Raw genomic sequence first — 14,909 nt, 5'->3', positions numbered from 1 at the left:
GAAAATCAGGAGCCCAGACGATAGTTCGGGGACTCTTTGGTGATCGTCACGTCGTGAACGTGGCTCTCCTGGATACCCGCACCGCTGATGCGTACAAATTCCGCTTTAGTACGCAGCAGGTCGATGGTACCACAGCCGGTCAGACCCATACAGGAGCGCAGGCCGCCCATCTGCTGGTGAACGATCTCTTTCAGACGGCCTTTATAGGCAACGCGACCTTCGATACCTTCCGGCACCAGTTTGTCAGCCGCGTTATCGGTCTGGAAGTAACGGTCGGAGGAACCTTTGGACATCGCACCGAGAGAGCCCATACCGCGGTAGGATTTGTATGAACGGCCCTGGTAGAGTTCGATTTCGCCCGGGGATTCTTCGGTACCGGCCAGCATGGAGCCAACCATCACCGCGGAAGCACCCGCGGCGATCGCTTTAGCAATGTCGCCAGAGAAGCGGATACCGCCGTCAGCGATAACCGGAATACCGGTACCTTCCAGCGCTTCAACCGCGTCAGAGACCGCGGTGATCTGCGGAACGCCCACGCCGGTCACGATACGTGTGGTACAGATGGAGCCAGGGCCAATACCCACTTTCACCGCGCTGCAGCCGGCGTCAGCCAGGGCGCGAGCGCCTGCGCCTGTCGCCACGTTGCCGCCGATGATCTGCAGATCCGGGTATTTAGCGCGGGTGTCGCGAATGCGTTGCAGAACGCCTTCGGAGTGGCCGTGAGAGGAGTCAATAAGCAGTACGTCTACGCCCGCGGCAACCAGCGCGTCAACGCGCTCTTCGTTACCGGCACCTGCGCCAACCGCAGCGCCTACGCGCAGACGGCCATGCTCGTCTTTACAGGCGTTCGGTTTACGTTCTGCTTTCTGGAAATCTTTAACGGTGATCATGCCGCGCAGGTGGAAGTTCGCATCCACAACCAGCGCTTTCTCAACGCGTTTTTCGTGCATTTTTGCCAGCACGACGTCGCGGGTTTCACCTTCACGCACGGTAACCAGACGCTCTTTTGGCGTCATGTAGACGCTGACAGGCTGGTTCAGGTCAGTCACGAAACGCACGTCACGACCGGTAATGATGCCCACCAGCTCGTTATCTTCGGTCACAACCGGGTAACCCGCAAAGCCGTTACGCTCGGTCAGCGCTTTCACTTCGTGCAGCGTGGTGGTTGGCAGAACGGTCTGAGGGTCGGACACGATACCGGATTCATGTTTCTTCACGCGGCGAACTTCTTCCGCCTGACGCTCGATAGACATGTTTTTGTGGATAAAGCCAATGCCGCCTTCCTGTGCCAGGGCGATAGCCAGACGCGCTTCCGTTACGGTATCCATTGCTGCGGAGAGCATAGGAATGTTCAGACGAATGGTTTTCGTCAACTGCGTGCTGAGGTCGGCAGTATTCGGCAGAACGGTGGAATGAGCGGGAACGAGGAGGACGTCGTCAAACGTCAGTGCTTCTTTAGCGATACGTAGCATGGGCAATATCTCTGACCTGGGTGGTTAAATATTGCCGTGGCATTATACAGAGCGTAACCGATTGCATCCACACTTTTTTGAAAAAAATGCTTGCGCTCACCTCTCAGCAGGTTACTATCGACTGAATAACTTGCTGATTTAGAATTTGATCCCGCTCACATGTTATCCTCTCAATCCCCCTCAATTTATACTGTCAGCCGCCTTAATCAGACGGTGCGTTTGCTGCTTGAGCAGGAAATGGGGCAGGTCTGGATCAGCGGTGAAATCTCTAACTTCACGCAGCCCGCTTCCGGCCACTGGTATTTTACGCTAAAAGACGACACCGCCCAGGTGCGCTGCGCGATGTTCCGCAACAGCAACCGTCGCGTGACGTTCCGTCCTCAGCACGGCCAGCAGGTTCTGGTGCGTGCCAATATCACCCTGTACGAGCCGCGCGGCGACTATCAGATTATCGTCGAAAGCATGCAGCCTGCCGGCGAAGGCATGTTGCAGCAGAAGTATGAACAGTTAAAGGCAAAGCTGTCTGCCGAGGGACTGTTCGACCAGCAGCTCAAAAAACCGCTGCCCTCCCCTGCCCACTGCGTTGGGGTTATCACCTCGAAAACCGGGGCGGCTCTGCACGATATTCTGCACGTGCTTAAGCGCCGCGACCCTTCGCTGCCCGTCATTATTTATCCTACCGCCGTTCAGGGTGACGACGCGCCGGGGCAAATCGTACGCGCGATTGAGCTGGCAAACGCGCGCCAGGAGTGTGATGTATTAATCGTCGGGCGAGGCGGCGGCTCGCTGGAAGATCTGTGGAGCTTTAACGACGAGCGCGTGGCGCGGGCTATCTTTGCCAGCCTTATCCCGGTGGTGAGCGCCGTCGGTCACGAAACGGACGTGACCATTGCCGATTTTGTCGCGGACTTACGCGCGCCTACGCCGTCCGCGGCGGCAGAAGTGGTCAGCCGCAATCAGCAGGAGCTGCTGCGCCAGATCCAGAACGGCCAACAGCGCCTGGAGATGGCGATGGACTACTTCCTCGCCAACCGTACCCGCCGCTTTACGCAGCTTCATCATCGTCTGCAACAGCAGCATCCGCAGCTGCGTCTGGCGCGTCAGCAAACCGTGCTGGAGCGCCTGCATCAGCGGATGAACGTCGCGGTTGACGCCCAGCTTAAGCGTGCGGGCTCACGCCAGCAGCGCGTGACGCAGCGTCTGAACCAGCAGAACCCGCAGCCGACGATTTACCGTGCGCAAGCGCGTATTCAGCAGCTGGAATATCGTCTGGCGGAGAATATTCGCGCCCGCCTCAGCACCACCCGCGAGCGTTTCGGCAACGCGGTCACCCATCTGGAGGCCGTCAGCCCCCTCTCCACGCTGGCGCGCGGCTATAGCGTTACCACCGCGACGGACGGCAACGTGCTGAAGCAAACCGGGCAGGTTAAAGCCGGAGATATCCTCACCACGCGGCTTTCAGACGGCTGGGTGGAAAGCGAAGTGAAAGGCGTGACGCCGGTAAAAAAACCTCGCGCCCGTAAAAAGGCGTAATCAGCGATGGCCGTCCGGCGTGACGGCCAGCATCAGCCAGGACAGGCCTGAAAAAATCGCCAGCGCAGCCGCTGCGCTCGTTAACCCCAGCAGCAGGCCAAAAAGGATAGCGCCCAATACCTGCCCGCCTGCCAGCATCAAAAAGGCCAGGCTAACTCCAGCCGCCGGAGAAGGATGAGCAATCTCCGCCCCCTTCACCAGCAACACCCCCGACAAAATCACATACCCCGCCCCGCTCATCGCCACCACCGGAATAAGCCACCAGGAAAAACCGTGGCTTACCGCCAGAATCGCCAGAGAGATAGCCATGAAGATCTGGGATAAACGATAAACCCCCCGCATGCCGATACGCCTTGCCATAGTTCCGGTAAATATGGCAACGATCCCCGCCCCGCCGCTTATCAGCCAGAGAACGTTGGTCGCTGCGCTATCCAGTTCCGTGTGACGCATAAGTATCTCCGGGCCAAAGCTCCACCATGCGGCGCTGGCAATACCGCTGATAAAGGCAATCCCCAGCAGCCGAAACATGCCGGGTTTACGTACGATAAATGATGCCTTAGGCGAAGGCGTGCGTGGTTTCGCCGCCGACGGCGGCAGATGCCGCCACAACGCCGGCAGGCACAGCAGCGCCATCATGGCGAACACAACGCAGGCAGCCCGCCAGCCGCCGGGCATGAAAAACAGAACGGGCACCGAGAGGATGATCCCGCCGCTCGTTCCGGCATTGATGGTGGTATTCACATGGAGCTGACGGTCGGGAGCGATCCTGTCATCTACCGCCCCGGCAAGGGCCGGCGAGGCCAGTCCCGAGCTCAGCCCGGCAATAAACAAACCTATCGCCAGCGTCATCGGCTGTGCCGAAAACGCGAGAATGAATAACCCCGCGGCAGCGGCGATGGCCGCCAGCAAGGCGGGCAGGCGAGGCCCAGCGCGCGCAATAAGGTAAGAGGCCAGAAATATAGACAGGCAATACGCCGCATAACTACAGGACGCTATAAACCCCGCCACCTGCGGAGTGAAAGGGATGGCCTGACGGATATCAGGCAGCATCAGGCCCCACGAAAACCTTGCCATACCATAGGTCACCGCGATGATTGAAAATCCGGTTATGCTCAGCGAAGTCTGTCTGTTCATTGCGCTCCTCTCACTTAATGGCGTTTAAAAAACCTAAACGGTGGTGAAGCGTTGCGCCAGTTTTTAAGAAAACGAATTGTCCGACTTACCTCCGGTCCCGGTTTAATGATTTACACTTAAGTAGATTCTTTTTTCGGCATTGCCAGAAAACAGGAGAACTGCATGACCCGAATTCACAGCGTGATCCCCCCCTATATTCTTCGTCGTATTATCGAGAGCGGTTCAGAGCCACAGCAGCGCTGCGCCCGCCAGACGTTAACCCATGTGCAAACCCTGATGGCGCATATGCCGGGCAAGCCTGCCGCGCCGCACGTGAATAAAGCCGGCCAGCTTGAGCGTGACATCTACGACGCAAAGCAGACCCAGGAGCTGCCGGGTACCCAGGTGCGCTATGAAGGACAGCCCTCCAACGGCGATGTGGCGGTGGATGAAGCGTACGATTATCTGGGCATCACCCATGATTTCTTCTGGAAGGAATATCAGCGCGATTCGCTTGATAACAAAGGGCTGATCCTCACCGGCACCGTGCACTACGGCCGGGAATACCAGAACGCCTTCTGGAACGGTCAGCAGATGGTCTTTGGCGACGGCGACGGCGACATCTTTAACCGCTTCACCATTGCCATCGACGTGGTGGCGCATGAGCTGAGCCACGGCGTGACGGAGACCGAAGCGGGGCTAATCTACTTTGAACAATCGGGCGCGCTGAACGAGTCGTTATCTGACGTGTTTGGCTCGCTGGTGAAGCAGTACCACCGTAAGCAAACCGCCGATAAAGCGGACTGGCTGATTGGCGAAGGGCTGCTGGCGGAGGGCATCAACGGCAAAGGGCTTCGCTCCATGTCTGAACCCGGCACCGCCTACAACGATCCCCTGCTCGGCAAAGATCCGCAGCCCGGGCATATGAAAGATTTCATTAAAACGCGCGAGGACAACGGCGGCGTACACCTCAACTCCGGCATTCCCAACCGGGCGTTTTATCTGGCCGCAACGGCGATTGGCGGTTATGCCTGGGAAAAAGCGGGCTATGCCTGGTACGACACGGTTTGCGATCGCAGCCTGGCGCAGGATGCGGATTTTGAGGCTTTCGCAAAACTGACGATCGCCCACGGCGAAAAGCGCTCGGGGAGCGACGTTGGGGCGGCCATTAAACAAGCCTGGGAACAGGTGGGAGTACTGTAATGCAGGTTCCGGAACTGACGGATGACGCCGTGGTTGAGCTGGCCCGGGAAGGCGGCGTCGCCTTTATTCCAAAGCTGAGCGGCCAGCGCACCATCGCGCTTTCCACTCTTAACGAGGCGCAGCGTCAGCGCGTGGTCAGTATTCTGCAACAGGCTATCCCGCGCGGGCAGCCGCCGGGTCAGCCGTCGTCACCGGGCAGCGGCGATCAGCGCTATTTTCGCATTCAGATAATCTGGACCCGGCACAATCAGGCGCAGTACGCCGACATCATTGTGCTGGTTCCGGAGCAGGAAGCGCCGGAATCGCTGATCGAGCTGTGGCGAAAAGGCGAAGGCTGCGTGTGCGATTAAGCCTCAGCCCTGACGAATTCGACCCGTTTTTTTGAGATCAGTCCGTGGCCGTTCTGACAGAAGTAGTCCACCGCGCCGCAGGCTTTGAGTACCTGAAGCGGCTGGTGACAGTCAGGGCAGCGCGCTTCAAGGGGAATATCTTTATTGCAGCTATCGCAGTGCGCAATACCGTTTTGCGGCTCCAGCGCTGCGTGGCAGTCCGGGCAGGTAATCGTCATGCTCTCTCCTGTTGCGTATGGCCGGGGCAGATGCCCTGCCCCGGCAGGCTGAATGTTATCAGGCTTCAGTAGCCGGTTTAGTCTGCACATTTTCCAGCATGCGGCGTACCGGAACAATGAGTACGATCAGCACCGCGGCACAGATCAGCAGCGCGATGGAGCAGCGTGCAAAGAGATCCGGCAGCATATCCAGCTGGTCGGCCTTCACGTGTCCGCCAATCAGGCCCGCCGCCAGGTTACCCAGCGCGCTGGCGCAGAACCACAGCCCCATCATCTGGCCGCGCATTCTCTCCGGCGCCAGCAGGGTCATGGTCGCCAGCCCAATCGGGCTCAGGCACAGTTCGCCGAGCGTCAGCATCAGGATACTGCCCACCAGCCAGAACGGAGAAACGCCTGCCCCACCGTTGCTCAGCACGTTCTGTGCCGCCAGCATCATCAGGCCAAAGCCCGCCGCGGCGCACAAAATACCGATAACGAATTTAGTGATGCTGCTCGGGCGAATGTTGTTGCTCGCCAGCTTCGGCCAGGCCCAGCTGAATACCGGCGCCAGCAGGATGATGAACAGGGCGTTGATCGACTGGAACCATACCGCCGGGATTTCAAAATCACCGATCATACGGTTAGTGTAGTCGTTGGCAAACAGGTTGAAGGAGGTTGGCTTCTGCTCAAACGCGGACCAGAAGAACGCGGCGGAGACCAGCAGAATAAAGCACACCAGCAGCCTGGCGCGCTCTTTGCGGTTCAGACCCGCGAAGATGAACAGGTAGATAAAGTAGAGCGCGACGGAGGCGGCAATCACGTACACCAGCACGCTGGCGACCGCGACCGGGTTAATCACAATCACGCCCTGGGCAATCAGCGTAACGATGATTGCAACGCCTGCCGCCAGCGCCAGCAGCCAGGCACCCACGCCGTTGCGTTTCACAACCGGACTGTTCCAGGTGGAATCCAGCCCCACCTCGCTGTCGTAGCGCTTCATGGCCGGAACGGCAAACACGCGGAAGATGATCAGCGCAACCAGCATCCCGATGCCGCCGATGCCAAAGCCCCAGTGCCAGCCGTGCGTTTTAATCAGCCAGCCGGAAATCAGCGGCGCAATGAACGAGCCCATGTTGATGCCCATGTAGAACAGCGAAAAGCCGCCGTCGCGACGCGCGTCGCCCTTTTTGTACAGGGTGCCGACCATTACCGAGATACAGGTTTTGAACAGGCCAGAGCCGAGCACGATGAACATCAGGCCGATAAAGAACAGGTTATCGCCCATGATGGCCGACAGCGCAATCGACAGGTGACCAAGGGCAATCAGAATCGAACCGTACCAGACGGCTCTCTGCTGGCCGAGCCAGTTATCCGCCAGCCAGCCGCCCGGCAGCGCGGCCAGGTACATGGTACCGGCAAAGATGCCGACAATCGCCGAGGCGTTTTCCCGCGCCAGCCCCATTCCGCCGTCGTAGACGGTGGCGGCCATAAAGAGGATCAGTAACGGGCGAATACCGTAAAACGAGAAACGCTCCCACATCTCGGTGAAGAACAGCGAGCCGAGTGGATAAGGGTGGCCGAAGAAGGTTCGGCTCTCTTTTTGATTAACAGAGGATTGCATAATTCTCCCGAAAAGGTATGTGTCGTGCTTGTAAACACCAGCATGTACGCCGAGCGGTTACGTATCCGATCGATTTTTTACATGCGGCGAAAAGTTGGTTAACCATTTGATAACCAGGCGCTAGCTTTGTCTAGTACCGAACCCTGGACTTTAAGACGAAAATTCGACGATTGTCTACTTTCTTAGATATATACATGGTTAAAAGCGAATAGTGATTGACATCACACAGACGCAATAATGGGCCGCCAGCGGGCATAAAAAACCCGCGACGAGCGCGGGTTTTCGGGGGAAGATCGAAGCTTACTTGCTTTTCTTAATGTGCTTAATCAAACGCTTACGCTTACGCATCTGGTTTGGCGTCAGGGTGTTGCGCTTATTCGCAAACGGGTTTTCCCCTTCCTTAAACTGGATACGGATAGGGGTCCCCATCACGTCCAGCGACTTACGGAAGTAGTTCATCAGGTAGCGTTTGTAGGAATCCGGCAGATCTTTCACCTGGTTGCCGTGGATCACCACGATTGGCGGGTTGTAACCACCGGCGTGGGCGTATTTCAGCTTCACGCGACGGCCGCGCACCAGCGGCGGCTGGTGATCTTCTGCTGCCATATTCATGATACGGGTCAGCATAGCGGTGCTCTGGCGACGGGTAGAGCTGTCATAGGCTTCACGTACGGATTCAAACAGATTACCTACGCCGCTGCCGTGCAGGGCAGAGATGAAGTGAACGCGGGCAAAGTCGATAAAGCCCAGACGGAAGTCCAGCGTCTCTTTCACCTGCTCGCGCACTTCATTGCTCAGGCCGTCCCACTTGTTGACGACGATAACCAGCGAGCGTCCGCTATTGAGGATAAAGCCGAGCAGAGAGAGATCCTGATCGGAGATACCTTCACGTGCGTCGATCACCAGCAGCACCACGTTGGCGTCTTCAATCGCCTGCAGGGTTTTGATAACCGAGAATTTTTCCACCACGTCGGTGATTTTCCCGCGCTTACGCACGCCCGCGGTGTCGATAAGTACGTACTCACGTTCATCGCGCTGCATGGGGATGTAGATACTGTCGCGGGTGGTGCCCGGCATGTCGTAGACCACCACGCGCTCTTCACCCAGAATACGGTTAGTAAGCGTAGACTTACCTACGTTTGGACGGCCAACGATAGCCAGCTTAATGGGCAGATCCTGCGGGTTAAAGTCGTCTTCCGGCTCTTCCTCGCCCTCTTCACCGGCTTCGAACTGCGCCCAGTATTCTGCGTCTTCATCCACCTCTTCCGGCGGGTTTACTTCGTCAACCCACGGCAGCAGAACGGTTTCCAGCAGACTGGTGACGCCGCGGCCATGCGAAGCCGCAATTGGGTAAATATCGCCAAGGCCTAAAGACCAGAAATCCGCAACGGCCTGATCGGCATCGATACCGTCAGTTTTGTTCGCCACCAGGAAGGTTGGCTTTTCGCGTGAACGCAGATGTTTGGCAATAGCAGAGTCCGCAGGCATCAGGCCAGCGCGAGCATCTACCATAAACAGAACCACGTCCGCCTCTTCGATCGCCAGCAGAGACTGCTCTGCCATGCGGGTTTCAACGCCGTCTTCCGTACCGTCGATACCACCGGTATCAATACAGATGAACTCGCGTCCTTCCACCTCTGCACGACCGTACTTACGGTCACGCGTCAGCCCCGGGAAATCCGCAACCAGCGCATCACGGGTGCGTGTTAAACGGTTAAAAAGAGTGGATTTTCCAACGTTAGGGCGCCCGACAAGCGCGACCACAGGTACCATGTTTGAAGCCTCATAAAATTCAAAATAACGTCGCTTTCGCGGCGTTTTTAAAAATGTCAAAACGGCTCCTGAGTGAACAGGAGCCGTTTAGTATACTACAACCGCCGTGTAATTAACGCGTGATCGCGTACAGCGTGCCGTCTTTTGCCTGAATCAGCAGCTTGCCGTCAGCAACAACAGGATCCGTCAGGAAGCCTGAGCCGTCCACTTTCTGCTGCGCCACGAAGCGGCCGTTCTCTGGATCGACCCAGTGCATATAGCCTTCGCTGTCGCCCACCACCAGGCTGCCGTTATACAGTGCCGGTGCGGTCAGCAGACGGTGCAGCAGATCGCTCTGCGTCCACAGCGTAACGCCACCTTCGGTGCTCAGCGCCAGCAGACGATCGTTCTGATCGACCATATAAATGCGGTTGCCTTCCACGATGAAATCGTTCACGGAACCCAGCTCACGTTTCCACATGATCTGGCCGCTGCGCAGATCCAGCGCGGTCAGGTTGCCGTTATACGCCAGCGCGTAAACCACACCGTCAACGATAACTGGCGTCGTGTCTACGTCGCTCAGACGGTCGATTTCAGTGGAGCCGGTCGCCTGAGAGATGCGCTGCTGCCAAATCATCTGGCCCTGCTGCATCAGTACTGCGCTCACGCGGCCGTTATCGCCGCCCACAATGGCAGCACCAAACGCCGTTGCCGGCGCAGATTCACCGCGCAGAGAGAGCGCTGGCATATCCAGGTTAACGGTCCATTTTACCAGACCATCCGCTTCGTTCAGCGCCTGAAGCTGGCCGTTGCTGGTATGGATGAGCACCAGACCGTCGCTGACAACCGGACGAGATAAGGATTCACCGGCAACGGTAGTCTGCCATGCAACGCTGCCGTCGCTGGCATTCAGCGCGTAAACCTGCGCTTTTTCACTGCCCACATACACGTGACCACCGGCTACGGTCAGGCCGCCAGAAAGCAGCGCAGGCTTATGGGAGAACCAGCCGTCTTTTTCCGCCAGGTTGACGGACCAGACTTCTTTTCCATCATCAGCGTTCAGCGCTTTAACGGTGCCTTTGCGATCGGCCGCATAAACGACGCCGTCAGCAAACGCCGGGTGCAGGTTGGAGTAGAAGTCACCGATACCGTTGCCCACGGAAACGTCCCAGGCGGTAGACGGGGTAAACTGGTTTTCAACCGTCGGCAGCGGGGACATTTTGACAACGTCTTCTTCGCCACTGAACAATGAACAACCGCTCAATAACGTAACAGAAAGCAGTCCTGGCAGAAGTAATTTACGCAATTGCATTGGGTCCCCCTCAGACGGACAAATTATTTATTTTCATCTGCATCATTTCGCTCAGCGCAGGTGAAGCTTTACTATCCACGCCAGCTTGCCACGCTTTACGCGCGCCCGCTTTATCACCCTTGCTCAGCAGTGCTTCACCGCGCAGATCGGCAACGATGGCGGCAAAGCCTTCGCCTTTAATGGTATCAAGCGTTTTCAGCGCGTCATCGGCTTTATTCTGCTGAACCTGGATACGAGCCAGACGCAGATTAATTACCGCTTTCAGGTTTTCATCACTGGCAGCAGCAAGACCCTGAGACAGCTGCGCAGCGGCTTTGTCCAGTTCGTTCTTATCAACATACTGCTGGGCCACTTCCAGCGCGGCCAGCGCACCGTAGGTGTTTTTGTTGTCAGCGGCAAATTTCTCCGCCGCCGTCAGCGTTTGCGGCCGATCGGCACGGATTGCGCTAACGGTATTTTCGTAGTTCAGGGACGAACCGCGAGCAGAGTCAGCCTGATGATTGTTCCAGTAACGCCAGCCAACCAGCGCACCTACACCTAAAATAATCCCAACAACCAGCGCTTTGCCGTTTTCAACAAAGAAGCGTTTAACCGCATCAACCTGGTCGTGTTCGTTCTCGTAAATTTCCACGCAGTCCTTCTCCTTAGCCCAATAGAGTGCGCAAGAGCGCCGCAACGCCGTCCTGCGTTACCGTAGTTTGCTCACCAGAGCGCAGGTCTTTTACCACCACCTCGCCGTTAGCCACTTCGGACTCGCCCAGCACCAGTGCGATACGTGCGCCCCACTTATCGGCACGAGCAAACTGTTTTTTAAAGTTGCCGCCGCCATGGTTGGTCATCAGCTTAACGTCCGGCAATGCATCACGCAGGCGTTCGGCAAGCTGCATCGCCGCAGGCTGCGTATCCGCACCTGAAGCCACCAGGTATATATCGACAACAGAATCGGCTTTAAATTCCGGATTAACTGCCTGAACCAGCAAAACAAGTCGCTCAAGGCCCATTGCGAAGCCAACGGCTGGTGCCGCACGGCCACCAAGCTGCTCAACCAGACCGTCGTAACGGCCACCGGCACAAACGGTGCCCTGCGAACCGAGGCTGGTGGTGACCCACTCAAACACGGTACGGTTGTAGTAGTCCAGACCGCGCACCAGACGCTGGTTAACGGTATAGGCGATGCCCGCCGCTTCCAGCAGCCTGCACAGGCCGGCAAAGTGTTCGCGGGAATCGTCGTCCAGGTAATCGCCCAGCGCAGGCGCATCGTTCAGCAGCGCCTGCACGTCAGGGTTTTTGGAATCGAGCACGCGCAGCGGGTTGCTGTACATACGACGCTTGCAGTCTTCGTCCAGCTTCTCTTTGTGCGCTTCCAGGAATGCCACCAGCGCATCGCGGTAGTTAGCACGCGCTTCCAGCGAACCGATAGAGTTGAGTTCCAGGGAGACGTGGTCAGAAATACCGAGCGCGCGCCACCAGCGGGCTGTCAGCATAATCAGCTCGGCGTCGATATCCGGCCCTTGCAGACCAAACACTTCCACACCCAGCTGGTTGAACTGACGATAGCGGCCTTTCTGCGGACGTTCGTGGCGGAACATCGGGCCGATATACCACAGGCGCTGCTCCTGATTGTACAGGAGACCATGTTCGATGCCGGCGCGCACGCAACCCGCCGTACCTTCAGGACGCAGGGTCAGGCTGTCGCCGTTGCGGTCCTCAAAGGTATACATCTCTTTTTCAACCACGTCGGTCACTTCGCCGATCGCGCGTTTGAATAACGGGGTCTGCTCTACAATCGGCAAACGAATTTCGCTGTAACCGTAGCTGCCGAGCACCTGCTTCAGTGTGCCTTCAATGCGCTGCCAGATGGCGGTTTCGCCAGGCAGATAATCGTTCATGCCGCGGATGGCTTGAATGTTTTTTGCCACGTTTATTCTCTTTCTATATACAAAAAAGAACCCAAAGAATGGGCTCAATCATACATGGGAAGCAGCCTGCTTCCCATCACGTTATTTTTCAACCTGCTGAACGCTGATGCGCTGCGCTTCATCCATCATTGTCGCTTTAGCGCGAATGCGGGCTTCAAGCTGGTCGATCATGTCGCTATTATCCAGACGATCTTTACGAACGCCATCTTCATAGAGACCACTTTTCTTGTTACCGCCGGTAACGCCCAGCGTTGACACCAGCGCTTCCCCCGGACCGTTCACCACGCAACCAATGATGGAAACGTCCATCGGGGTGATGATGTCTTCCAGGCGCTGCTCCAGAGCATTCACGGTACCAATCACGTCAAATTCCTGACGTGAACAGGTTGGGCAGGCAATGAAGTTGATCCCGCGCGCGCGGATGCGCAGTGATTTCAGGATATCGAAACCTACCTTGATCTCCTCCACCGGATCGGCGGCCAGAGAGACGCGTAACGTGTCGCCAATGCCTTCCGAGAGCAGCAGGCCAAGGCCAATGGCGGACTTCACCGAACCGCTGCGCAGACCGCCCGCCTCGGTGATCCCGAGGTGCAGCGGCTGATCGATCTGTTTTGCCAGCAGACGATAAGATTCAACGGCAAGGAAAACGTCGGAGGCTTTCACGCTCACTTTGAACTGCTCGAAGTTAAGACGATCCAGATGATCGACGTGACGCATCGCGGATTCAAGCAGCGCCTGCGGCGTTGGCTCACCGTACTTTTCTTGCAGATCTTTTTCCAGCGAACCGGCATTAACGCCGATACGAATTGGAATGTTTTTGTCGCGGGCGCAGTCAACAACCATGCGAATACGCTCTTCGTTGCCGATATTGCCTGGGTTGATACGCAGGCAATCGACGCCGTATTCAGCGACTTTAAGCGCAATACGGTAATCGAAGTGAATATCGGCAACCAGCGGCACGTTCACCTGCTGCTTGATTAGTTTGAACGCTTCAGCGGCATCCATGGTCGGGACGGAGACGCGGACAATGTCCGCGCCTACGCGTTCTAATGCTTTGATTTGATTGACCGTTGCTTCCACATCCGTGGTGCGCGTGTTGGTCATCGACTGGACGGCGATAGGCGCCCCATCGCCGATTGGCACGTTCCCAACGTAAATCCGTTTTGATTTTCTACGTTGAATAGGAGCCTGGTTATGCATGTAAAATCTCCCGCATTGCCCGTCTGTTACTGTGCTGCTGATTGTTCGGCATTAACGGTAAGACGCGCAACCTGGTTAGTTCTGATAAAGCGGCTCAGATCGACAGGTTTTCCTTGATACTGGATCTGTACCGCTGCCGGTGCGCCGATTTTAAGCTTGTAGGGTGCCTGCCCCGTTAGATTTAACGTGCCATCTTTACGCTGCAGGCCGCTGAAAAGTTTTTTACCCGTTGCGTCAGTGACTTCCAGCCAGCAATCCGCCGTAAAGTTCATCACCAGCGCATTCGGGTCAACGGCAGGTGCCGCCGTGCCGGCCGGGTCCGTTGGCAGCGTCGCCGCAGGATTTTCCGCAGATGCCGTTGCCGCAGGTGCAGTATCAACATTTGCCTGGGAAGGTGACACTACCGCGTTCTGATCCTGTGCCTGGGTCGCTGGCGCGGTGTTAGCCGTCGCCTCTGGCGCTGGAGCAGGTTCGCTTGCAGGCGCGTTCGTTGCCGCCGTCTGAGGTTCACTGGAAGATGCAGCCCCTTCCGTGCTCAGCGGCACGCTTTGCGCACCGTTGGTTTGATTAAGCTCAGCGGAGGACTGATCGGCCATGGTGGTGATCTCTTCCTGCTGCGCTTTGTGGTTTTGCCACCACCATGCGCCCGTCAGGCCCACAACCACGAACAGGACCAGCCAGGTAAAGCTCATCAGCCAGCCATCGCGTTTTTTACGACGTTTACCCAGAGAGAAGCTTTGCATAGGCGCAACTTTTGCAGCACGCACGGGCGCCTGCTTCTCCATCATCGGCAGTAATTCGTCTTCAGGAATATGAACCAGTTTGGCGTAAGAACGGATATAACCGCGCAGAAACGTTGAAGCCAGATCGGCTGGTGCCTTATCTTCTTCAATATCGCGAACGGTGGAAACCTTCAGGCACAGGCGTTCTGCAACGGCTTGCTGGCTGAGTCCGAGTTGTTCACGGGCGTTGCGAAGACGAACGCCAGTGGAGAGTGCTGCATTTTGATCGTGAGTGGCTTCAGTATTCATTCGCTACAACTACTGGTACGTGAAAATAAGGGTTCAGGTGCCGGTGAGTCACAATGCCACCCGCACCGCGAAACTTCAGGTCAGTTAACCTTGAACAAACAGTATAAGACTGTCGGGCCGCAGATGACAGCGCTGGCAGGCCTTCGCGCTAAACTGTTGTTACGTCGTTACATACTGCCCGAAAGTCGTATGAAACGCACCGTAAT

General features: G+C 56.9%; 13 protein-coding genes. 3 read left to right on the top strand and 10 right to left on the bottom strand.

Annotated features, from left to right (window positions below):
• Nucleotides 1-5 precede the first annotated feature (5 nt).
• Complete coding sequence (gene guaB, locus HWQ14_RS11270) at nucleotides 6-1,472, bottom strand: IMP dehydrogenase (RefSeq protein WP_176609760.1); 1,467 nt, start codon at nucleotides 1,470-1,472, stop codon at nucleotides 6-8.
• Nucleotides 1,473-1,631: 159 nt separating this feature from the next.
• Between guaB and xseA the strand changes: the two genes are divergently transcribed.
• Nucleotides 1,632-3,005, top strand: coding sequence for an exodeoxyribonuclease VII large subunit (gene xseA / locus HWQ14_RS11265; RefSeq protein WP_176609759.1), 1,374 nt, complete (start codon nucleotides 1,632-1,634; stop codon nucleotides 3,003-3,005).
• Here the strand turns inward: xseA and HWQ14_RS11260 are convergent, their stop codons facing one another.
• A complete protein-coding gene (locus HWQ14_RS11260; protein WP_176609758.1) occupies nucleotides 3,006-4,139 on the bottom strand; it encodes an MFS transporter in 1,134 nt (377 codons plus the stop codon).
• Nucleotides 4,140-4,301: 162 nt separating this feature from the next.
• On the opposite strand from HWQ14_RS11260, the gene HWQ14_RS11255 reads away from it, so the two are divergent.
• The gene (locus tag HWQ14_RS11255; RefSeq protein ID WP_148420672.1) at nucleotides 4,302-5,321 is read left to right on the top strand and encodes a M4 family metallopeptidase; all 1,020 of its coding nucleotides are present in this window, start codon (nucleotides 4,302-4,304) and stop codon (nucleotides 5,319-5,321) included.
• Nucleotides 5,321-5,671: a protealysin inhibitor emfourin gene (locus tag HWQ14_RS11250; protein ID WP_148420671.1), complete on the top strand. Its 351-nt coding sequence runs from the start codon at nucleotides 5,321-5,323 to the stop codon at nucleotides 5,669-5,671. Before HWQ14_RS11255 ends, HWQ14_RS11250 begins: the two co-directional genes overlap by 1 nt.
• Here the strand turns inward: HWQ14_RS11250 and HWQ14_RS11245 are convergent.
• The 8 genes from HWQ14_RS11245 to rodZ form a co-directional block, all read right to left on the bottom strand.
• Nucleotides 5,668-5,889: a zinc ribbon domain-containing protein gene (locus tag HWQ14_RS11245; protein WP_148420670.1), complete on the bottom strand. Its 222-nt coding sequence runs from the start codon at nucleotides 5,887-5,889 to the stop codon at nucleotides 5,668-5,670. The genes HWQ14_RS11250 and HWQ14_RS11245 overlap by 4 nt on opposite strands.
• Before the next feature lie 58 nt (nucleotides 5,890-5,947).
• On the bottom strand, nucleotides 5,948-7,489 hold the full coding sequence (locus HWQ14_RS11240) for a peptide MFS transporter (RefSeq protein WP_148420669.1): 1,542 nt from the start codon (nucleotides 7,487-7,489) through the stop codon (nucleotides 5,948-5,950).
• 300 nt (nucleotides 7,490-7,789) lie between these two features.
• Nucleotides 7,790-9,262, bottom strand: coding sequence for a ribosome biogenesis GTPase Der (gene der / locus HWQ14_RS11235; protein ID WP_022648998.1), 1,473 nt, complete (start codon nucleotides 9,260-9,262; stop codon nucleotides 7,790-7,792).
• Nucleotides 9,263-9,374: 112 nt separating this feature from the next.
• Nucleotides 9,375-10,553: an outer membrane protein assembly factor BamB gene (bamB, locus tag HWQ14_RS11230; RefSeq protein WP_176609757.1), complete on the bottom strand. Its 1,179-nt coding sequence runs from the start codon at nucleotides 10,551-10,553 to the stop codon at nucleotides 9,375-9,377.
• Between the two features lie 10 nt (nucleotides 10,554-10,563).
• Nucleotides 10,564-11,184: a YfgM family protein gene (locus HWQ14_RS11225; RefSeq protein ID WP_176609756.1), complete on the bottom strand. Its 621-nt coding sequence runs from the start codon at nucleotides 11,182-11,184 to the stop codon at nucleotides 10,564-10,566.
• 13 nt (nucleotides 11,185-11,197) lie between these two features.
• Nucleotides 11,198-12,472 (bottom strand): histidine--tRNA ligase, encoded by a 1,275-nt coding sequence (gene hisS / locus HWQ14_RS11220; protein ID WP_176609755.1) that lies wholly within the window; start codon nucleotides 12,470-12,472, stop codon nucleotides 11,198-11,200.
• An 81-nt stretch (nucleotides 12,473-12,553) separates the two neighbouring features.
• On the bottom strand, nucleotides 12,554-13,672 hold the full coding sequence (gene ispG / locus HWQ14_RS11215) for a flavodoxin-dependent (E)-4-hydroxy-3-methylbut-2-enyl-diphosphate synthase (protein ID WP_148420665.1): 1,119 nt from the start codon (nucleotides 13,670-13,672) through the stop codon (nucleotides 12,554-12,556).
• A gap of 26 nt (nucleotides 13,673-13,698) precedes the next feature.
• Nucleotides 13,699-14,703 carry a cytoskeleton protein RodZ gene (gene rodZ, locus HWQ14_RS11210; RefSeq protein WP_176609754.1) on the bottom strand — a complete coding sequence of 335 codons (1,005 nt, stop codon included), beginning with the start codon at nucleotides 14,701-14,703 and terminating at the stop codon, nucleotides 13,699-13,701.
• Nucleotides 14,704-14,909 lie beyond the last annotated feature (206 nt).

Origin of the sequence: Enterobacter cloacae, from assembly GCF_013375935.1 — a bacterium.
Taxonomy (GTDB): domain Bacteria; phylum Pseudomonadota; class Gammaproteobacteria; order Enterobacterales; family Enterobacteriaceae; genus Enterobacter; species Enterobacter pasteurii.
The sequence above is the reverse complement of the archived record's forward strand: the minus strand, read 5'-3'. Positions and strand labels throughout refer to the sequence as shown.